The organism is Niallia sp. Sow4_A1, from assembly GCF_052116745.1.
In the GTDB taxonomy this organism is placed as follows: domain Bacteria; phylum Bacillota; class Bacilli; order Bacillales; family Cytobacillaceae; genus Niallia; species Niallia hominis.
The window spans coordinates 39,618-61,732 of sequence record NZ_JBQKKM010000014.1 but is presented as its reverse complement, the minus strand read 5'-3'; the positions used below and the strand labels follow the sequence as shown (position 1 = coordinate 61,732).

16 protein-coding genes and 2 pseudogenes are annotated in these 22,115 nt (G+C 35.1%); 15 read left to right on the top strand and 3 right to left on the bottom strand.

The features are described from left to right. Positions 1 to 247: 247 nt before the first annotated feature. Positions 248 to 1,861 (bottom strand): lactate permease LctP family transporter, encoded by a 1,614-nt coding sequence (locus ACTQ5K_RS09970; protein ID WP_031537288.1) that lies wholly within the window; start codon positions 1,859 to 1,861, stop codon positions 248 to 250. Positions 1,862 to 2,080: 219 nt separating this feature from the next. Beyond that, on the bottom strand, positions 2,081 to 4,741 hold the full coding sequence (locus ACTQ5K_RS09965) for a YhgE/Pip domain-containing protein (protein ID WP_031537289.1): 2,661 nt from the start codon (positions 4,739 to 4,741) through the stop codon (positions 2,081 to 2,083). A gap of 316 nt (positions 4,742 to 5,057) precedes the next feature. Here ACTQ5K_RS09965 and ACTQ5K_RS09960 point away from each other — a divergent pair, with 316 nt between their 5' ends. The 15 genes and pseudogenes from ACTQ5K_RS09960 (at position 5,058) to ACTQ5K_RS09890 (ending at position 20,503) form a co-directional block, all read left to right on the top strand. Then, on the top strand, positions 5,058 to 5,288 hold the full coding sequence (locus ACTQ5K_RS09960; protein WP_031537291.1) for a hypothetical protein: 231 nt from the start codon (positions 5,058 to 5,060) through the stop codon (positions 5,286 to 5,288). 225 nt (positions 5,289 to 5,513) lie between these two features. Then, positions 5,514 to 5,747, top strand: a pseudogene (locus ACTQ5K_RS09955) (SunI/YnzG family protein); the annotation flags it as partial. 221 nt (positions 5,748 to 5,968) lie between these two features. Beyond that, positions 5,969 to 7,048, top strand: a complete 1,080-nt coding sequence (locus ACTQ5K_RS09950) for a metallophosphoesterase (RefSeq protein WP_441993883.1) — start codon at positions 5,969 to 5,971, stop codon at positions 7,046 to 7,048. A 180-nt stretch (positions 7,049 to 7,228) separates the two neighbouring features. Continuing rightward, positions 7,229 to 7,525 (top strand): hypothetical protein, encoded by a 297-nt coding sequence (locus tag ACTQ5K_RS09945; protein ID WP_441993882.1) that lies wholly within the window; start codon positions 7,229 to 7,231, stop codon positions 7,523 to 7,525. Positions 7,526 to 7,807: 282 nt separating this feature from the next. Further along, entirely contained in the window at positions 7,808 to 9,277 is a 1,470-nt protein-coding gene (gene putP, locus ACTQ5K_RS09940; protein WP_441993881.1) for a sodium/proline symporter PutP, read from the top strand. 341 nt (positions 9,278 to 9,618) lie between these two features. Next, positions 9,619 to 9,939 (top strand): Na-translocating system protein MpsC family protein, encoded by a 321-nt coding sequence (locus ACTQ5K_RS09935; RefSeq protein ID WP_031540043.1) that lies wholly within the window; start codon positions 9,619 to 9,621, stop codon positions 9,937 to 9,939. Between the two features lie 420 nt (positions 9,940 to 10,359). After that, positions 10,360 to 11,409, top strand: a complete 1,050-nt coding sequence (locus tag ACTQ5K_RS09930) for an ABC transporter substrate-binding protein (protein WP_441993900.1) — start codon at positions 10,360 to 10,362, stop codon at positions 11,407 to 11,409. Positions 11,410 to 11,426: 17 nt separating this feature from the next. Further along, on the top strand, positions 11,427 to 12,374 hold the full coding sequence (locus ACTQ5K_RS09925) for a nucleoside hydrolase (RefSeq protein ID WP_031540041.1): 948 nt from the start codon (positions 11,427 to 11,429) through the stop codon (positions 12,372 to 12,374). Between the two features lie 4 nt (positions 12,375 to 12,378). Then, positions 12,379 to 13,200, top strand: a complete 822-nt coding sequence (locus ACTQ5K_RS09920; protein WP_031540040.1) for an ABC transporter permease — start codon at positions 12,379 to 12,381, stop codon at positions 13,198 to 13,200. A 6-nt stretch (positions 13,201 to 13,206) separates the two neighbouring features. After that, a complete protein-coding gene (locus ACTQ5K_RS09915; protein WP_031540039.1) occupies positions 13,207 to 13,995 on the top strand; it encodes an ABC transporter permease in 789 nt (262 codons plus the stop codon). A 12-nt stretch (positions 13,996 to 14,007) separates the two neighbouring features. Next, positions 14,008 to 15,066, top strand: a complete 1,059-nt coding sequence (locus tag ACTQ5K_RS09910; protein WP_235252296.1) for an ABC transporter ATP-binding protein — start codon at positions 14,008 to 14,010, stop codon at positions 15,064 to 15,066. Positions 15,067 to 15,079: 13 nt separating this feature from the next. Continuing rightward, positions 15,080 to 16,786: an adenine deaminase C-terminal domain-containing protein gene (locus ACTQ5K_RS09905; protein ID WP_441993880.1), complete on the top strand. Its 1,707-nt coding sequence runs from the start codon at positions 15,080 to 15,082 to the stop codon at positions 16,784 to 16,786. A gap of 248 nt (positions 16,787 to 17,034) precedes the next feature. Next, on the top strand, positions 17,035 to 17,877 hold the full coding sequence (locus ACTQ5K_RS09900; protein ID WP_441993879.1) for a hypothetical protein: 843 nt from the start codon (positions 17,035 to 17,037) through the stop codon (positions 17,875 to 17,877). Positions 17,878 to 18,811: 934 nt separating this feature from the next. Then, on the top strand, positions 18,812 to 19,444 hold the full coding sequence (locus ACTQ5K_RS09895) for a hypothetical protein (RefSeq protein WP_031539889.1): 633 nt from the start codon (positions 18,812 to 18,814) through the stop codon (positions 19,442 to 19,444). A 192-nt stretch (positions 19,445 to 19,636) separates the two neighbouring features. Next, entirely contained in the window at positions 19,637 to 20,503 is an 867-nt protein-coding gene (locus ACTQ5K_RS09890; protein ID WP_441993878.1) for a metal-dependent hydrolase, read from the top strand. Positions 20,504 to 20,757: 254 nt separating this feature from the next. On the opposite strand, the pseudogene ACTQ5K_RS09885 reads toward ACTQ5K_RS09890, so the two are convergent. After that, positions 20,758 to 22,019 (bottom strand): annotated as a pseudogene (locus tag ACTQ5K_RS09885) (glycoside hydrolase family 27 protein). Positions 22,020 to 22,115 lie beyond the last annotated feature (96 nt).

Sequence of the window (22,115 nt, the reverse complement as noted above, 5' to 3'; positions counted from 1 at the left end):
GTTAAAATGATGAATGATTCATTATCTAAAAAGGCAATATTTGTATTTTTACCCACATCAAATTCCTATATTACCATTGAAAAAGATAATGATACGTTTATAAAGAGCTAAAAAAAGACACAATTCCCACTAAGAATTGTGTCTTAAATTGCAATCATATTAAGTATATTAACTAAAGCTTCTCTCTATAGAACACTCACTTATTTATTCCAGAACTCAGAAATACTTTTATATCGACCACCTAAACCTAAAACAATAGCCAACTAATTATGCCAATTAACACAAGTAATAGGATGCTATATTTTATGGTGATATTAAATAATTTACTTTCTTGTCCTGAAAGTCCTACTGCTGCAGCTGCAACGGCAATAGACTGTGGAGAAATCATTTTTGCCATTGTACCGCCCATTACATTCACTGCAACCATTTTTTCAGAAATTATCCCAATTTGAGATGCTGTTACGGCTTGCAATGGTGCAAATAACGAACCACTATTTACAACCGAACCAGTTAAAAATACACCTAACCATCCTAAAACAGGAGAAAATAATGGGAAGATATTTCCAGTAGAAGCAAACGCCAAACCAAGAGTGGAAGACATACCCGAATAAGTACAAATATAAGCAAAAGCTAACACACTACATATTGTTAGTACAGGAGAAAATAATTCTTTTGCAGTTTCTGTCAATGTTTCTCCCAATAGCTGTTTACTACATTTAAAAAGAAAGCATGCAACTATAATAGTTATAAGGATTGCCGTAGTTGTTGATGAAAATAAATCAAATTTAAATACTGCAGGATATGGTGTTTCCACAGGAACAATAGGAGGTAACTTTATAACATTATTATTTAAAAATGGAATGGGAAGTAAAAAAACCAGTTTTTCTAATGGACCTCCCGGACTAAATAAGTCTTTTACAATGGATAGATTAAATAACGTAACAATAATCGTTAAAAAAATAAAAGGCAACCACGCGTAAGCAATGGAACCGAAAGAATAGCTCTTTTTTTGCGAATCCCCTTCTTCTTTTATTCGATATATTTCTTTTGGCTGCCAGACTTGTAAAAATAATGCAAGAGCTATCAAACTGACAATCGCAGCAAAAATATCGGCTAAAGCAGCACCAACAAAGTAAAGCACCACTGCCTGTGTGAAAGCAAATGACATACTACTGACTAAAATAGCAGGAAAAGTTTGCTTCATTCCTTTCCATCCATCGATTATACCTATTAATAAGAACGCAACAAGTATACTAATAGCCGGAATAACCATTGCAGTGTATCTACCAACCATTAAGCTATCTAGCCCTGTTAGTATAGAAGGGACGGTAACTGGGATTCCCATTGCTCCAAATGCACCACCAGCTATATTTGCGATTAAACAGAGACTTGCTGCATATACAGGACTAAAGCCTAAACCTACTAAAATTGCTGCTGTAATAGCTACTGGAGCTCCAAAACCAGCAGCCCCTTCTAAAAATGCTCCAAAAGAGAAAGCTACAATAAGTACTTGTAATCGTTGATCAGAAGTGATAAAAGAAATACTATTTTCAATTATTTTGAATTTTCCTGTTTTAACCGTTATTTTATAAAGAAATATTGCAGCAAATACGATAGAAGCTACCGGCCATATGCCAGCTATGATTCCATAAAAAGCTGCCATTATCACAAGGATTATTGGCATCTTATAAAGAAAAATAGCCACTAATGCAGCAATAACCATACTATATGCACCAGCGATATATCCTTTTAGTTTCATCACCGTCAATAATAAGATAAAGCTTATGATGGGAATTGCAGCAACCAATGCTGAAATCCATAAATTATTTAATGGGTGATATACTTGATTCCATGGTGTCATTTTACTTTTTCTCCTCCTTCACGATTAACTACAGTTTGCAAGGCAACTAGAGTAAATACTCTTACTAAAAATTTATATCTTCCTTCTTTTTCCCTTATCGCTTCCTAATTATTCGTTACAATTAGCAAAAAGGACTGTTTCATATTTCCTAATTGGAAATATGAAACAGTCCTTACGCATTTTTTGTCCTCTAACCCAGTATTATATTTTGTTATATTATTAATGAATAATCTCGCTTGCTTTTGCCTTTTCTGTCATTTTTTTCGTTCCTTTTTCCAATGGCTTTTTTAAAAAGAGAGCAATAATGAAGGCAATTGCACTAAAAACGAGAAGCATACTAATTGAAAATAGTACTGTTTCTTTCACCATGCCGCCTACTGTTTCTCTTAACAGATTAATAGCATGTGTAAAGGGCAGGAAGGGATTAATGGTCTGGAAAAATGGTGGTGCAACTTGAATAGGGAATGTACCGCCAGAACCAGATAACTGCAACACAAGAAAAATAATCGCTAATCCTTTGCCAAGATTGCCAAAAACAGAAACCAATGTGTAAACAATAGTCATAAATATTATGCTAATAAACATGCTGAACAACACAAATGCAACTGGTTCTGCTACATATGCCTTTAAGATAAATATATCTCCTAGTGTAACAATCAAACTCTGACATAATCCGATTGTTACAAAAGTGAGCCATCTTCCAAAGTATATTTGATTAGACGTGTACATGCCTTCAGGATTTCGAACATCCACTCTTAATAAAGAAATGAGCAATAAGGCACCAACCCATAAACTTAAGGTTGTATAAAAAGGAGAATTCGCTGAACCATAATTAGGAATTGGAAACAGAGAATTTTCATTTAATACAATAGGGTCAGATATAAAGTCACTTTCTTGCTGTATATCATTTTTCAACAAAGAAATAATCTCACTTAGATCGTATTCATCTTCAAAAGTCCGAATAGAATCTGCTGTTTTAGTCAATGTAGCTTCTAAATTTGGCAGTTCATTTTGGACCATATCTGCTGCTTTATGAACAGCATCTTCTACTCTTGGCAAATCATTCTCAATAAATGCAGCCACTTTAGAAATATCTTCTTCAGCCGCAGGAAGGTCATCACGAACAAAGTCTGCTGCTGCATGAAGCTTTTCCTTTAAAGCTGGAAAGGAATCTTTATAAAAATTTGCTGCGTCATTAATACCTTCCATAACTTTATCCATATTTTCCTGTATTAGATTTGTCGCTTCATGAATTTCTTTTTCTATTTTAGGTAAATTAGCGTTTAGCTTGGATAATTCTTCCTTTGCGAAAGTTAGTGACTCTTCTGTATTTTTTATTATCTCTTCTAGCTTTGGTATATTCTCTTGTGCACTTTCTAAATCATTCATTGCATTTTGCGCAGAATCCTTTATCCCTTCTAATGTACGATTAATCGCTGGTTCTGTTTGCTGATCATATCGATCTATGAGGGTAGTACTAAGCTCTATTGCTTCTTGTGATAATGCCATTAAAGTGCTTGCTTCTTCCTCATCATCTGCCTTAATCGTCTGAAGCTTCTCTTTTTCTTGCTGAAAATTTACTTGCAATGCTTGTAAGTCTTCTATTTCTGTTAATAAAGCTTCCTCTCCATTTGAGGTTGCACTGTTTAGAGTAGTAAATAATGAAATCGACCGTGTTAAACTATCGATGCTTGTTTGCACTTGTGCCTGTAAAGTCAATGCCGTTTTTGAAACTTCTTCTTCTGTTAGTGCTCCTGCCTTTACTGACGCTGCAAATTGATGAACAGCATCAGCTGTTTTTTGATAAAGCAGAAGATTTTGCTTATAAACTGGACCAACAGCATCAAGTGCTTGCCCATTTGCTTCCATAAACGCTGGGAGTACGTCTGCAATTTGCTTACCATTATTTATCCCTTGCTCTATTTGCTCTAATGAACCACTTGCTGTTTCAAGAAAGGATTGCATATCTTCTACATTCGATAATGCACTTGTTACCATTTCACTAATATCAGCAAAGTGAGCATCTAGCTCCGTTACTCGATCACCTAGTTTTTGTATCTCTGGCGCCTTTTCCTGTAATAGAAGTACACCTTCTCCTACCTTTTCTAGTTCCGGAATCTTCTCTTCTAATAACAGGATATTTTTACTGGCTTCATTAATTTCCGGAAATGCAGCTTCTAACGCTAAGATTTTTTGCGCTTGTCTATTGATTTCCGGCAATTTACTTTCAAGCTTTACCACCTTTTCTCCCAGTTCATTTATTTTAGGAACTTCTTTTTCTAACGCAAAAATTTTCTCTTCTATATTTCGAATCGTCGGCAATTCTTCTTCCAGTTTAATTCCAGCGTCATTAAAAACACTCAAAACAGACTCACTTACGGTATGTATAAAGTTTTCTTTCACTTGTTGTACAATGGTAGAAGCACCAGTTGATGTCATTTTTGGCGCGATTGCGTTTAATTTTTCGTTAACACTATAGTCAATTTCAGGCTTTACTTGTTTGTCATCTAAAATCGTGGCAATTTTAGCAGAAAAATCATCTGGTATGTATAGGCTTGCATAATAGTCTCCTTGCCTAACCCCCTGCTTCGCTTTTTCTTTACTTACAAATTCCCAGCCAAGCTTATTATTTTCCTTTAAGCTCGCTACAATTTCATCACCAATATTGACAGAATTATCGCGAATAACCGCTCCATCATCTTCACTTGTCACAGCAATTTTAATCCCACTCGTATTGGAATATGGATCCCATGAAGCTTTCAAATTAAACCATGCGTAAAGAGAAGGCAAAATCATAAGAGCCACTATTAAAAAAGCAGCTACTGGAGCTTTAAAAATACGAATCCAATCATTTCGATAAATAGTAAATGCATTCTTCAAAAAACAGACCACCTTTGTTAAAACTTAATTTATTGTATGGAAATGATTATAATACCATTCATAATTAAATAGAAGAATAATTCGATACATTTGAAATTTGACCGGCTTAAAATAAATTGCTCTTTTGTTTTCTGCTACTGCATGAATCTCTAAAACAAGCTTGCCAGGTCCCCTCTTTTCTGCCTTGTCACCATAAGTTCTTTTGCCTCACAAAAAATAATTAGAAAGTATCATCCCTTTGTTTTTATTTTGGTATTTTTTTCTACATTCCCTTTTAAATAATGCTATATTTCTTCTTGGCATAAAGAGGAATAGAATGTATATGGAAAAACTAAAATCATTATTGCCAGTATTTATCTTACTTCTATCTACTGTTTTTGTATCACCTGCATCTGCTGCTAATAAGCTGCAGGTACACCTTATTAATGTAGGACAAGGAGATAGTACGATATTATTTTCAATGGAGGGAATAGCGATGGAAGTGATGTTTCAACAGGGACTAAAAGATATGGAGACAAGGCACGATTATCGTGCTTGGGAAGATTAATAGCAAGGCGGTTCTTTTGCATCCATTTTGGGAGCAGGAGAATTGCCTTTTTCTATTATAATAGAAGAAAATAGCATTTCATTTGAACTCGCTTCCGCTCCAGCTGTTCTCTCACTCTTCTAATTCTCCTTCCCTAGTTTTTTTGAAACTTTTCCCAATAAAATCCGTAAACATCGTTAAAAGGAGTGATAGGGCAATGTTGGAAGTTAAGGTAAAAAACACAACGACCATTTACACATAAAATGGCAACTAAGCACCATTGAAATTCCCTTATCAGACATTACAGCAGTAGCAAATGACGAAACATATGCTGGGAAAGAAATAACCGGAATAAGAATTGGTTTTCCTTATGGAAACACAGACAGGTTCATCATACATACCAAAACAGATAATTATATTATTTATACAAGTATCGGAAATTTGCAGAACAAGATTACGAATTTCATTAAGGAAAAATAAATTTCTTTGACACCACAAAATTAGCCGATTTGTGGGTTTTTTTGACTAAAGTCATTTACTCGAACTTAATCAAACAAGTGATTAAAATATACTACCATTTTTAAGGAGAAACTAATCTCTTTTAAAAATACTATCTATCTCACGACTTCATTTATATAATGATCATATAGTAAATTCAAACAATTCTATCAATAGAAATAAATGGAAGGAGTTTTATTACAGTGGATAAAATAAAGAAAATAGCCATTCCAAATCACCAGCGTATCATCGTTATTTCCGATATACATGGAGAAGTCGGTCTATTAAAAAAGCTCCTACATAAAGTGAATTATCGTCAAGACGATTACTTAATGATTAATGGAGATATGTGTGAAAAAGGACCTAATAGTAAAGAAGTAATTCGTTATATTATGGACCTTTCTAGTAATCATCCAAATGTCTATGTAACAGAGGGGAACTGCGATGCGTTGATAGAGGAACTTTTGAATGAGAATCCTGCTCTATTAAAATATCTTGCAAGACAAAAACATTCTCTCGTAAATGAGTGGTTGGAAGAACTAGATTTTATTATTACAGAGCAAACAACAGTTCAAGAAATAAAACAGCTACTAATGAAACATTTTAGCCATGAAATCGATTGGCTGGTAAATCTCCACACCGCTATTGAAACAGAACAATTTATCTTTGTTCATGCAGGCTTAGAGAATATCAAGAATTGGCAGGAAACAGATAGAGAACTCGCCATTTCGATTCCTTCTTTTTTAGAAAAGAACCATCAAGCGAATAAATACGTTGTTGTTGGACATTGGCCAGTTGTAAACTATTCAACTGAGTTTCCTTCTGACAATCCAATTATTAATGAGGACAAAAAAATAATCGCCATTGACGGTGGAAATATGGTGAAACCAACAGGACAGCTAAATGCATTAATGATAGAAGGAGATACACTTTCTTATACATATGTTGACCATTTCCCTACTAGGAAAGTCCGCCAAGACTTTTATGCCGATTCTACTAAGTTTGGTGCGATTAATTATCCCTATTACTCTATTCAGCCATTAGCAAAAAATGATTACTTTACACAATGCAAGCAGTTAGAGACAAATCGCGTCATTTTTGTGAAAAACGAATACATTCACCTACTTAACGATGGAAAATACCAAGTAAAAACGGACGTATCCTGTGCTCAGCTTACCGTACATAAAGATGATCATGTATCCATTATTGATGACACTTGCACAGGATATACATTGATTAAAAAAGATGGCATGCTAGGATGGATAACGAAAGATAGTTTATAAGGGGCGGATATCCGCTCTCTTTTTTATTTTGAAAAACGCAGTAGATTTTATCGAGAACCCAATGCATTATCAGAAAAGGTTTTTTAGGGGATGTTCCATTTCCGATAATTGAATACGCTATCAATTAATGGTATAGTTTAATTATATCAAAAGTCTATACAATAAAGGCGGAATTTATTTATGCTAGTGATTCGAGAACTACCTATTGAAGCAATTACTATTTATCCATCCAATAGCTTTGACGGAATGGAGATATTATTTCGCGTTAGCAATCATAATTATCAATTTCTAATTGGTTATTCCAAAAATCCTTTTCCTATAAACGAAAAACATGTATTTAAGGAAAAGGCTATCTGTCCATTTTGCCAGAAAAAGATTTTACCCGTACCATTAGGCCAGCAGCTTTGCATAGCATTTCAAAAAAATCAGTCTGCCCTTTTGCAATATTTCCAAGAAGAATATCCGGATGCTTTTTGATGGACAGGTAGGGACAATTCTCCCCCCTTCCAGTTTTTCAAAAAGCAAAGTCGTCCCTCTAATTAATTTCTGAATATTAGAAATATAATTATTTATGAATGCGTTTTCATTATTAAAGTGCTGGGAATCATCGCCATTTTTCAGTTTGGCTAGATGCCTATTCTTCCTTGCAAGCTTTTTCAATTGTTGTTAAGGTAGGTAAATGTATCAGATACAAGAATACAAAAGACAGCTGTCAACACTTTAGTATTCAAGACTTATAATTTGTAAGGGAGAGATTTGGTGCAGGTAGAAGTATTTATTTCTTTAGGAATTTATTTAGTAGGTATGTTGTTAATCGGTTATTATTCGTATAAAAAAACATCTGATTTGAATGATTATATGTTAGGAGGGCGTGGTCTTGGGCCGGCTGTAACTGCATTGTCTGCAGGCGCTTCTGATATGAGTGGTTGGATGTTAATGGGATTACCAGGTGCGATGTACGCTTCTGGAATTTCAAGCTTATGGTTAGCAATCGGATTAACAATTGGTGCTTATTTAAACTATCTAATCATTGCCCCACGACTTCGCACTTATACAGAAGTGGCGAACGATTCTATTACCATTCCAGATTTTTTAGAAAATCGCTTTAATGATTATTCGAAAATACTCCGTTCTGTTTCAGCGCTCGTTATTTTAATCTTTTTTACTCTTTATACATCATCAGGCCTTGTGGCTGGTGGCCGATTGTTTGAAAGCTCTTTTAATACCGACTATAAAGTAGGCTTATTTATAACAGCTGGGGTTGTTGTTGCCTATACTTTATTCGGCGGATTTTTAGCAGTAAGCATGACTGATTTTATTCAAGGTGTCATTATGTTTATTGCGCTCATATTAGTTCCTGTTGTAGCTTTTACAGATATAGGTGGCGTACAGGATACCTTTCAAGAAATTAAAAATGTGGATCCTTCCCTCTTAGACTTTTTTAAAGGAACCTCCTTTTTAGGAATACTATCTTTATTAGCATGGGGTTTAGGTTACTTTGGGCAACCACATATCATTGTTCGATTTATGGCTATAGGTAGTATTAAACAATTAAAGACAGCACGTCGAATTGGTATGGGATGGATGATTGTTTCTATCATTGGTGCCATGTTGACTGGTCTTATTGGGATTGCCTATTACTCTATTCAAGGACAGGAGTTAGCCGATCCTGAAACAGTTTTTATTGCTTTTTCTACTACTCTATTTCATCCATTGATTACTGGATTTTTATTAGCTGCAATTCTAGCTGCTATCATGAGTACCATTTCTTCTCAGCTACTGGTAACTGCTAGTTCGTTAACAGAAGATTTTTACAAGACATTTTTCCGTCGAGATGCTAGCAATAAGGAACTTGTTCTTATTGGACGTATAACTGTATTGATTGTAGCATTGGTTGGAATCTCTCTTTCTATCAACCCAAATGATACGATTTTAGGACTGGTTGGTTACGCATGGGCAGGCTTCGGTTCAGCATTTGGTCCTGTAATCTTGTTAAGTTTACATTGGAAGAGGATGACAAAATGGGGAGCTTTAGCAGGAATGCTTGTGGGAGCTGTAACGGTTCTCATCTGGGCAAATATTTCCGTCTTACAAGAAACACTTTATGAAATGATTCCCGGCTTCCTATTAAGCACCATTGCAGTCATACTAGTCAGCTTAGCAACTGAAAAGCCATCAAAAGAAATAGAAGAGCAATATCATCAGATGGAAGATGTGATGAAAAAGTAAGCATTGTGACGGTTCTTCCTCTTTGGAAGAACCGTCCATTTATTTCCCCTACTGAAAAAATGTTAAAAAACCTTACAAAACACTAGTAATATCAAAGATAATATAATAAGGTTATGAATATATATAATTTTAGCAATATTCCATTAGCCCTCCATCACTTCCCTTATTAATATTCCTCCATAAATCAAAAGTTCGTTTTTTACTATCCAATTCTTACAATATACGACAAATTAATATTTTTTTCGTCAAAATCCGCACATTCTATTGAAATAACAAAAAATAATATGTATAATAACCAATATCAATAGTTTGGCAGGTGATTTATCATCGATGCAAATGAAATGAAGAAATTTTTATCTCATGTGTATAACAAGATTTCTAAGGAGTTATTTGGTGCTGGTACAACATTATTAAAGGTAACAATCGAACAAAATGTTATCACCCTTCACGCAAAGCATCCTCGTGCATCACGCTCTGCTGCTCTGGAAGGAGAAGTACCCAGCCTTAAACAAGAAGTTGACTTTCATCTGTCCTTACTTTTTAAGAAAAAGCTTAAAGAACAACTAGAAGAAACAACAAATTGGAATATCGAAGCGATTCTTAGGGATTATGATTCTTTCACACAGCTTGCTTTTACAAACATTGTATTATCTAAAAATTAAACTTGGATTTCTTCTTGGATTTATCTAAGCAGAACGCCGACATATACAAAAGATAAGTTTAATCTTTGTTTACAAAGAAAAGACAATCTTAAGTAGAAGGATAATTCTATTTAAGATTGTCTTTTTTTATTAGGCTGTTTTCTAAAAGATTGTTGTTTTATCAATGGGAAAAAAGAATTAGTTGGAAACAATTAGCAGTCGGAATACACGTAGACTCCTGTGGGATTAGCGAGACAGTCTTAAGACCCTGCAGGAGCGTAGCGACGAAGCGGCTCAGCGCGAGCCCCACGGAAAGCGAAGTGCATTCCGGCTGCGGGCCCAATCTTTAGAAAATAGCCTTTTATTATTATCAACGCTAGCAAAAAAGATAGTCTTTTAACCATTAACAAACAAAATCATTTGGAGGGTTCAAAAATGAAAATGAAAAAATTAGTTAGTGCAGTTACAGCTTCATCCTTCTTACTATTAGCCGCTTGTAGTTCAGATGACACAGCAAACAGCAGCAAAGAAACAAAAGAAAAATTAGTTATCTCCACTTGGGGATTTAACGAAGATTTCTTCCGCAACGAAATATATGCACCATTCGAAGAAGAAAATAATGTAGAAATCGTTTTAGATACTGGCAATAATGCAGATCGATTAAATAAAGTAAGACAAGGAAATTCAGATATAGATGTCATTTTCCTATCTGACTATTATGCACAACATGGAATTGAAGATGATTTATTTGAAACAATTGATCGCAGCAAGCTTTCTAATCTAGATAATATTTACGAAGCAGCAAAAGCTCCACTAGGCGAAGATTATGGCCCAGCCTATACCATTGCTCAGTTTGGAATTGCTTATAATCCTGATGAAGTAGCACAGCCAATTACTTCTTGGAAAGACCTATGGAGTGAGGATTTAAAAGGAAAAATAACCATTCCTAGCATTACATCCACAACAGGACCAATGATTGTAGATGCTGCATCCCTAGTTAGCGGCGAACAAGCTTTTAACGAAGATAAGGCTTTTGAACAATTAAAGGCATTAATGCCAAGCATCGTGAAAGAATATGGACAAACTTCTGAATATGTAAATATGTTTGCTCAAGGTGAAATAGCTGCAGGACCAATCATGGAAATGTATTTTGCTGATTTACAGGAAGCAGTGCCTAATGCTGAATTTGTTACACCAGCTGAAGGCGGGTATGCTGTTATGAACACAATGAACGTAGTAAAAGATACCGATCAAAAAGAACTTTCCGAAAAATTCATCAACTATATTTTAGGAAAAGAAGCACAAGAAAAATCTGCAAAGAACAAAGTCGATTCACCTGTTAATACACAAGTTGAATTAACCGAAGAAGAAGCAGAAGGTTTAACATATGGAGAAGATGTTATCGCAAGCTTACACACATTAGATATGAAATTTATCAACGACAATTTAAAAGATTGGATCGATCGCTGGAATCGTGAGCTAGTTCAATAATAGAAAAGAGGGTCATCATGAAAGAGAAGCTAATATTGGATGTAGACACTGGCATTGATGATGCAATTGGTATTCTACTAGCAGTAAAGAGCAACGCATTTGATATTTTAGGGATTACAACCGTTAACGGCAATGTCTCTCTAGACCAAGCAACAACAAACACATGCAAAATACTAGATTTATTAAAAGCAGATCATATTCCTGTTATCAAAGGTGCCGCCACTCCTCTACTTCGGGAGCCCTTCTTCGAACACCGCATCCATGGAGAAGATGGTTTAGGCGGAGCACTAAAGGAGGCAGCTGTCACTCATCCTGTGAGTGATGGCTTCGCTCCAGATTTTTTGATTAATTCAATTCTTAGCTTTTCCGGCGAGGTGACATTAGTGTTCACTGGACCATTAACAAATTTAGCATTAGCTGTTAAAAAATGTCCGCAAATTACGAAACACGTAAAAGAGGTTATTTTCATGGGTGGTGTAGTAAAAGGACCAGGCAATGTTACCCCAACAGCTGAATTTAACAGTTATGTGGATCCAGAAGCTGCCAAAATCGTTTTACATGCAGGCTTTCCTTCTATCACGCAAGTTGGTTTAGATGTAACAAGAAAAGCATTATTGACGAAAGAACATCTCGAATTCATTAAAGATGACACATTAAGAGAATATATTAGTCAAAGCACAAACGATTATCAACAGAAGTATTTTGGCCGTTATGGTATTCATGCTTGTGCTATGCATGATCCACTAGCTGTTGGAATTGCGATAAATAAAAAAATCGTGGAAACGGAAAAGTATTTCGTCGATATAGAAACCAAAAGCGAATTATGTGATGGTCAGCTTATTTGTGACTTTCAAAATCGCCTTAATAAAAAAGCAAATTTACTAGTTTCCTTAAAAGTGGATGATCATGCCTTCTTCCAGATGTTTATAGACATTTTAAATGGTCACTTTGAGGAAAGGGAGTGACGTCTTGAAGAAACGATATTTATACTTACTCTTACTACCGGGTGTATTATTTTTAACAATATTTTTAGTGATTCCTATTCTTTCGATGATTGGTACAACCTTTCACGACGAAGGAACCTTTAGTTTACAAGGATATATCGATTTCTTTAAAGATAAATATTTTATCGATATCCTTCTTACTACTTTGCGAGTAAGTCTACTAACTACCTTTATCTGTATATTAATTGGCTTTCCAGTTTCCTATTATATCGCTAAGCTTCCTAGCAAAAGAAAAGCCATACTCTTGTTGTTTACCATTTTTCCATTGCTGACAAGCCCTGTCGTCCGCTCCTTTAGCTGGATGATTATCATTGGAAAAAATGGTGTGTTAAATAAAACGTTATTGAGCCTAGGGCTTATCCAGGAGCCTTTAAACATTTTATATACACCAAATGCCATTATTATCGGATTAATTCACCTTTTTCTTCCATTAATTATCGTAACACTTGTTGGTGTAATGGAGAATATCGACGGTGATTTATTACGCGCATCGGAAAGTCTAGGCGCTTCAAAGATTGCGACCTTTATGAAAATTATTGTGCCATTATGTGTTCCAGGTCTTGTTATTGGGAGTATTTTAGTATTTGTTGGCAGCTTTACCGCATATACAACACCAGCCTTACTAGGTGGTAAGCAACGAGTGATTTCCACTTTTCTTTACCAAAATGCCATTACACTAAATGATTGGAAACTTGCCTCTATTGTGGCAACGATAATGATTGTTGTTACCTTTATCATTATCTCTATCATGAATGGTGTTGCAAAAAAACTAAATCCAAAGGGGTAAACGTGTATGCAAGAGAAACATAGAGGATTGGCCCTCTTTACAATCCTCGTCTTTATTTTTTTACTTGGGCCACTTGTAATAATATCGATTACCTCTTTTGAGAGTGGAAGCATTCTGAAATTCCCTCCAGAAGAGTATTCCTTTAGATGGTATGAAAATATTTTTAAGGTAGAGATGTTTTTAAGCACTTTTAAGACATCTATTATCGTATCTATAGCAGGAAACATTCTAGCATTATTGCTTGGCGTCCCAGCAGCTTATGCGCTTAGTCGTTTCCACTTTGCTGGCAAGGGCATTATCAATGCTATCTTTGTATCTCCAATTCTTATTCCAGGAATTGTTCTAGGTTTTTCCTTTTTACGCTATATTGTTGTGACCTACAACCTTCCTATTTATTTATCCCTATTTATCGGGCATACGGTCATCATGCTACCATTTATTATTCGCGTTATTTCTTCTAGTCTGGCAAACTTTGATTTTTCTATAGAAGAAGCAGCACTCAGCCTTGGCGCGACTAGAATTGGGACATTCTTTAGCGTAGTATTGCCAAATATTAAATCAGGCATTATTGCAGCAGTCATGATTGCCTTTTTAGAGTCCTTCAATAATGTGGATATTTCTGTTTATATGACTGGACCTGGTGTAAGTACGTTTCCAATTCAAATGCTGCTATATGTAGAAAATTACTTTGATCCTACTGTTGCAGCAATCTCTGTTCTATTAATGTTCCTTACTGCCATCTTTATGTTTGCAGTCGAAAGATTAATGGGCCTGTCTTATTTCACGAAAAGATAATGGAGGATAAAAATGGCATTATTTACTTTAGAAAATGTATCTGTCGCTTATGAGAAGAAAAATATATTAGAAGATTTTAATTTAAGTATCGAAAAAGGGCAGCTTGTTTCCTTATTAGGTCCCAGTGGCTGTGGAAAAACAACAACCCTTCGCTTGATTGCTGGGTTTTTAGAAGCAAGTAATGGAAAATTTATTTTCCAAGATAAAGATTATACGAAGGTTCCTGTGAACAAACGGAACTTTGGCTTTGTTTTTCAAAACTATGCCCTATTCCCCCATCTTTCCATCTTTGACAACATTGCGTACGGCTTGCGCTTACGTAAAATTAGCAAAAAGGAAATCGAGAAACGTGTTCTTACTATGCTGGAAATCGTTAATCTAAGAGGATTCGAACAACGGTTTCCTGGAGAGCTATCTGGCGGACAAAGACAACGCGTGGCAATTGCGAGAGCTTTAGTTATCGAACCCGACATTCTATTATTTGATGAGCCATTAAGTAATCTAGATGCAAATCTAAGAGTCAATATGAGAGTCGAAATACGCAGAATTCAACAAGAACTAGGAATTACGACTGTTTACGTATCCCATGATCAAGAGGAATGCTTCTCTATTTCCGATCAAGTTGCAATTATGAATAAAGGGATTATTGAACAATTAAGCGACCCTGCGACCATTTATAAATATCCAGAAACGAAATTCGTCGCTGACTTTATTGGCTTTAAAAACTTTATTTCTTTTGATAAGCGAATAGATCACAAAGATTATATCGAACTTGAAAAAGCTGGATTGGTATTTACGATAGACCGTCATGAACATATGGAAAATCTAAATAAAATGATTGGTGCAATCCGTCCCGATGATTTCATCATGGAGCAAAGCACAACAGCTATTCCTACAAATGGGATGACTGGAACAATCAAAATCACAACATTCCTCGGTAGAAGCTATCAATATGTTGTGCAAACCGCTCTAGGTGATTTTACAATCAATAAAGAAATGGTCCAGCCATTTAAAAATGGACAAGAAGTAACGGTGATTATTCCAAAGAATCAAATGGTCCTTGTGGAATAGAGGAGGGTTTTTCATGCAAGTAGATACACTTGTATTAAATGGAACGGTGTATAACAGTTATTTTAAACAATTTAGAAAAGAAAATATTGCCATCAAAGATGGAAAGTTCTTTTATATCGGAAAAAAAGGCAAAGACTATTTCCAAGCAAACGAGATTGTTGATGCGAATGGAAAATTTATTGTACCAGGCTTAATTGATATTCACTTGCATATCGAAAGTACAATGGTAAGCCCTGCGACTTTTTCCTATGCTTTAATTAAAAATGGGGTAACAACGATTGTTCCAGAACCACATGAAATGGCCAATGTGTTTGGCATTGATGGTGTAAAAGAAATGATAAAGGCAAGCAAAACGGAAAAAGTCGATATGTTTTATGGTATCCCTAGCTCCGTTCCTGCAACTTCTATGGAAACAACGGGAGGCGCAATTGAAATAGAGGATATTGAAGAATTACTGCAGACAGAATCAATTAAATGCTTAGGAGAAATCATGAATTACTATGATGTTCTCACAAAGCCTGATTGCAAAACCAATCAAATCCTCGCATATGTTCGCAAGCACTATCCAGAACTAATTATCGAAGGACATGTACCAAAGCTATTGGATGATGAGCTACAAGGAATCGCATTTGCCGGAGTAGGCTCTGATCACACGCACCAAACAGTCGAAGGAATGAAAGAAAGAATCGCAATCGGCATGTTTTTAGAAATCCAAGAGAAATCAATGACTCCAGAGGTAATCGATTATCTCATTGCAAATCCAGTAAAAGAGCATTTTTGTTTTGTGACAGATGATGTGATGGCAGATTCACTTCAAAGAAGAGGTCATTTAAATGTATTGCTAAAGAAGGCTATTTCAATGGGAATGTCTTATGAAGATGCGATTTATGCATGTACTTATACTCCTGCCAAGCGAATGAGAATGTACGACAGAGGTGTCATTTCACCAAGTAAAACAGCTGATTTTGTAATAGTTAGCAATTTGGATGAATTTTCTATTGATGCTGTTTATAAAAACGGCCAGAAGGTCTTTGATCAAAAACTACCATATGTACAGGATACAGTTTCTAAACAATTCCCTGCATCCTTCTATGAAAGTGTGAAGCTATCTCCATTAAATGCAGAAAACTTCGAGATTCAAATGGATACAGACAAAAAGAATGTGACCGTTCGCACCATTCATGTACAAAACGGCTCCACTTTTACAGAAGAAAAACAAGACACACTGCCTGTCCATGCTGGTAGATTACAATGGGCAGATAGCGTTTATAGTTTAGTAAAAACCTTTGAGCGCTATGGGAAAAATGGAAATGAAGCATCTGCATTAATCGGTGGAGACATCCTAAAACGAGGTGCTGTCGCGACTACCTACTCCCATGACAATCATAACCTATTAGTTGTAGGGAAAAATAAAAAGGACATGCAGATTGCTGCAAATGAAGTCATTAAAAACCAAGGTGGTATCTGCTGTGTGCATAATGGAGAGATCCTTTCGATGGTCCCATTACCAGTCGGCGGCATCCTCTCTGAAGAACCATTAGAAGTGATTGCAGGGCAAGTTGAAGAATTAACACTCTCTTTAAAATCGCTAGGCTACGAGCATTACAATGTAATCATGTCCCTCAGCACCCTTTCCCTTCCAGTAAGCCCAGCCTTAAAGATTACAGATTATGGGTTAATTGCAGTAAATGAAGGAAAAGTTGTTTCATTTGAGGTTTAAGGGAATTGGAGTTATTGTGACAAAGGATAACTTCTGTTGTACTTTTGTGATTTTACCCCATATCAATTTTCAAGAGAGTTCTCATGACTTTGAGAACTCTTTTTTGCGGTCTTTTTTCTGTAGAGATTTAGATGATTCTATATTAATTCAGCTATCCTTCTCTTCTTACATTCATGAATAATTACTCTTTCGTACTAAGACAAACTTCAGATTACATATATTGTTAGAAAATACATGGAGGGATGCGAATGCAAGTTGATGGGATTCTTCTGGACAACGTGCAATTTACTTCAATACAACCTATTTATTTAGAAGAAATTTCAAAAAGTAAATTAAATAAGCTAGTACGCATTCTTAATGCTGGTGATTCCTTAACTAGTTATATGATTCTCGAAAAAGATCCAGTAGAAAATTTTTATTGGCTAGTAGGAGGATATCCAGAATATCTAGCATACAAATCTCTAATGAATAACAAAAAAACTTCTAGCTACATCCCTTGTATTATTCGCAATTATACTGATACAACCGAACAAAGAATAACATTACTCAAAAGAATGTTCCATCACCAGGTCACCAAATGGATGGATAAACATCAATTAATCGCAGAATTAATAGATCAAAATAAATCTACTAAAACAATTGCCAACAAACTAGGAATTAGTGAATCTCTTGTAAAATCATATTTCATACATCCTGATATTCCAAAGGATATTATTCAGCTAGCAAAAAAGAATCATAGAAGCTTTATTAATCTAGAAAAAATTCGGAGACTTCCTCTTAGCTCCTGTATTCAATACAATTTATTTAAACAAGCTGTATTAAAAACTCGCCATCCAAACCGACTAACTACGGATAAACTTGAAAAAATAAAATGGTTAATTCAACTTGATGACTTTTTTGAGCTAGCAATAGATGCCCAGTGGAAACTTATTCAAAAGGCAATGAAGTATAAAGATCTTCTAAAGCATTACTGGAGAAACGATATTGAAAGAATTCTAGATAAGAATAGAGAGAACCTTTCATCAAATCTAGCACTCTACAATGCTACAATTTTTATTAACGATTCAACTGTATCTAATTTCGTATCTTAAAATGTATGGGTTAGGAAATAAGATTCAAAATGAATATAAACCCGAGAACAATTATACGGAGATGTTAATAAAAATCCCTATAATTGTTTGCGTTTATAAATTATTAAGAAAAGACGATTTTAGGATATCACCTGCAAACAGAATGCACTTCACTTTCCATAGGGCTTCCCTTATGCCTCCCACTTGAAATTATTGGAATATCAACTTTCAAGCCGTTTTATGACTCCTTATTGCGACTATGGAGGTCACTGAAAAAGTATAGATTTTCCAAATTAAATAAGGATTTATTTATATGAGAGCAAATATTAAGTTGGTTTGGAGAGGCGATAGCTCGACTCCTATGGGAGCAGCGAGAAAGTCCGAGACCCTGCAGGAACGCAGTGACGAAGCGGCTCGGCGCTCGCCCCATGGAAAGCGAGCTGTCGCCTCGGAAAACAAATGAAATACCTAAATTTAAAAGTCAGCCACCAACAATTATAATGATATTGCAGTTTTTCAGTGGTCTCCTTTTAGTCGAGAATGCTTAGGTTGCTCCTCTACTCATCTAGTGTCTGTATCGCAATGGAACGAATTGGTTTCTCGACTTGTTTTTTTAAACAAAAATAACCATATCTAAATATCTAAAAATTAGCCATTATTTATATAGAGATTGTTCGACTTTAACCATTCTATATTTTGTTTTATCCCAGCCTTTTACTCTTATGTATAAATTCATTTTTCTTCTTACCAGTAAATACCCAATAAAGTTAACAACTCGTCCAAAGAATCAATAATAGTTCCCCGTCACTATAGCCTTCCAATAATATAAGACAGTACTTTCTCGTTCTTCTATAAAAAGTAGAATAACCTTCCTATGTTTCCATCCAATTAATTGCTATAATGGAAATAAAGTTAAATATTACTTAAATTACATATATGTATTGGTGATGATCTAATGAACAGAATATTATGGGCTACTTTTATATTTATTGTATTATTTTCAGGATTGGCAATAATTGGTGCAGCAGAAATGTTAAATCAATCCGCTGTCAAAGGCATTTTCTCGATTTTACTTTCCATTTTTATTATTTTTCTATTAGATAGCTTTTTACATTTACTCTCTAATAGAGAAACTAGTTGGAAAAAAAAGCATTATAAAAGCCTTTTAGAATGGATGGATAATGGAGGAATTGGGGATAAGAGGCTAGAACAAAGTCTTTTTAAGGACATCAAGCCAAAGTTTAATCTAATCGATAATCTCGAGCTTATCCAAGAGACATTTACAAAAATTGATAAGGAAAAAAGAGAACTATTACTAGCATACTTCAAGGCACAAAGAAACGCGGTCACTCTTAACACTACCTTTATGGCTATCTTTTCTACGATATTTAGTGGAATCCTTTTATACCTTATTCAAAATCCGGGACTATTTAACACAGAAGTAATGGGAAATGAAACATTCGATTTTATTGTAAAACTATTTACGTGGTTATTCTTTTTTATTATTGTGATGTATCATCTAGTCAAAATGAATGAGGGTACATCCACTAAAAATGAGCTATATATTGAAATATTAGAAAAACTATAAAAAACCTACCCATCAGTGGAGGGACCTTTAATCTCAATGATGGGTAGGTAATCCAATCAGACCTCTATGGACAATTAATTTCCCACCAATCTTCCTCGAATTTTCATTAGCAAAAGAGATTATTAACAGGAAAAAAAGCAAAGATACTATTTTACTATAAAAAAGCTACTTTCATTTTAAAACGGGGGAAATATGGATACTATCACACATACTTTATTCGGTGTCGGAATTTACCAAAGTGTTAATAAGGAACAAATGAGTAAAAAAGAAAAATATGCTCTTCTCCTTACCTCCATAGGAGCAAGTCAAATTCCTGATATTGACGTTATTTCACAACTATGGGATACCACTGGTCAATACCAATTGTGGCATAGAGGAATTACGCACTCTGTTTTTCTAGCTCCAATATGGGCATTATTGTTTTACATCATCAATCGTTATATTTTTAAAATCAAAGGAATCCAATCGTTCTTTATCGCACTTCTTGCCGTATTCATCCATAATACTAGTGATGTGTTTAATGCATGGGGAACAGGCTACCTTGAACCCTTTTCTACTGTTCGACTAACCTTTGGAACAATTCCAATCGTTGATTTAGTTATCTGGTTTATCTTTTTACTTGCTTTTGTCGCGACTAAGATTTATCCAAAAGTAAAGACACATCTATTATTCCGCATCGGTTGGATATTAATTGTGCTCCATATCGCCCTTCAATCTATACAAGGCTCTATTTTATACAAATATTATCAAGAAGATTATCAAGATCTAGCACTTTCCGCCAGCTTTATCCCATGGCACTTTACTATTGTTGGCAAAAATGGTGATACAGTAGATATAATTAATGATTCTCTTCTATCAAATGCTGAATTTGTGGAGCGAATTACCTCTAGCAATAATGTTGATCTTGATTTGTTATTTGCAGAAAATCCTGCTGCAGCTACTCTATATCAATGGTCACCATTTGTTGTAGTAGTAGAGGATAATAATAGAATTGGTATATATGACCCACGATTTTACCGTAACGGTGAATCTTTTTTAGGGGAGTATTTGGAAAAGTAGTTTCTTTTTTCTCTCTGACATTGTTTTCTGCCCAAAGACCAATCAGTAATAGAAGTTCCGAGTTCCTCACTGATTGATCTGATTTTACCATTATTATGCTTCTATTAAAAATATATCAAAATAATTAAAATATTATTGACGTATACAAGAACTGCTGAATCAACATCTATCAAATTATCAGAATGCAAAAAAAGGGGACAGCTCTTTCATTCTGATTCCCTTTGTCTATAACTTTGAGGCTTTTTATCTGTTTCTTATTTTCTAATTAATAGTGCTCCATGAGCGTTTACTATTTGTTCTTCCAATCGAATATCTTTTTTTCCCCACAAATCTCGCACTACTTTACTCTCCCCTATAAATCTATCAGATAAATCTCTGGGGATATCCAGATTAGCCTCACCTATATTAAAGAAAGCGACGTATTCCTCTTTGTCACTACGCCCTTCCCAAACAACCCAATTATCATCACGATAAATTTGTCGACGATAATTTAAGGTATGATACATATTTAATACTTCTTCATTTGTAAATAAGCTTAAAGTAAAACCATCAATATCTGGCAATGTTCCTCCATACATTAATGGAGATTGAAAATGGTCCATAAACTCATTAACAAATACTGTTCGTCCTTTGTAAACCTTGTCCAGTTATCTCCCCCGCCTCCATCAACAGCACGAATCCCAATATGACCTAATGGCAACATATCACAATCTGGCCAATTTCCTTTTCGAACATAGGAAACCCACTCTGCTGCTCGATCAAACATACAATATAAAGCATCCCAGTGATCCCAAAAGTCATCCGTTAATCTCCACATATTAGCATGATCTTGCAAAAATGTTCCATTTTTTACTTGTGCTGGACCAGGTGATAAAGAAAGAACAATCGGTCGTTTTGTTTTGTCTATTGCTTTACGAATAGCCGCGATCTCTTTTTTATGGGCATCATCATATAATCTTGAATAAGCAATATCATCCACTTTAATGAAATCCACTCCCCAAGAGGCATAAAGCTCCATTAAAGAGTCATAATAAAGCTGTCCTTCTGGCAAATCAACGTTAACCCCATACATATCCGAGTTCCAAGGACAAATATTGTTCATGGCAATATCTCTAGCCCGTTTATCTGTTCCCTTAATAGCAGTATTTTGATGAACAGCTTGCCGAGGAATTCCACGCATGATATGAATCCCAAATTTCAATCCTAATTGATGAATATATTCCCCTAAAGCCTTAAAGTCCTGACCCTGCTTAGAGGAAGGAAATCGATTCTCTGCAGGAATTAACCTTGAATATTCGTCCATATTTAACGGGAAAAATTGATTATACTTAGTCGATTTAGCTTCTGGCTCTGCCCATTGGATATCAACTACGATATACTCCCACCCAAACGGTTTCAAATGCTTGCTCATAAATAAAGCATGTTCTCTCACTTCTTCTTCTCTAACAGAAGCACCATAACAATCCCAACTATTCCAGCCCATAGGCGGAGTCTTAGCAAAATCTAAAAATGTCATATGTTTTTCACCCCAAAATATTTTGATAACGATTTCATTAACAATGATATTATAATAGAAGAAAAAAGGCTTAACCTATTTTTTAAATAAACGCTA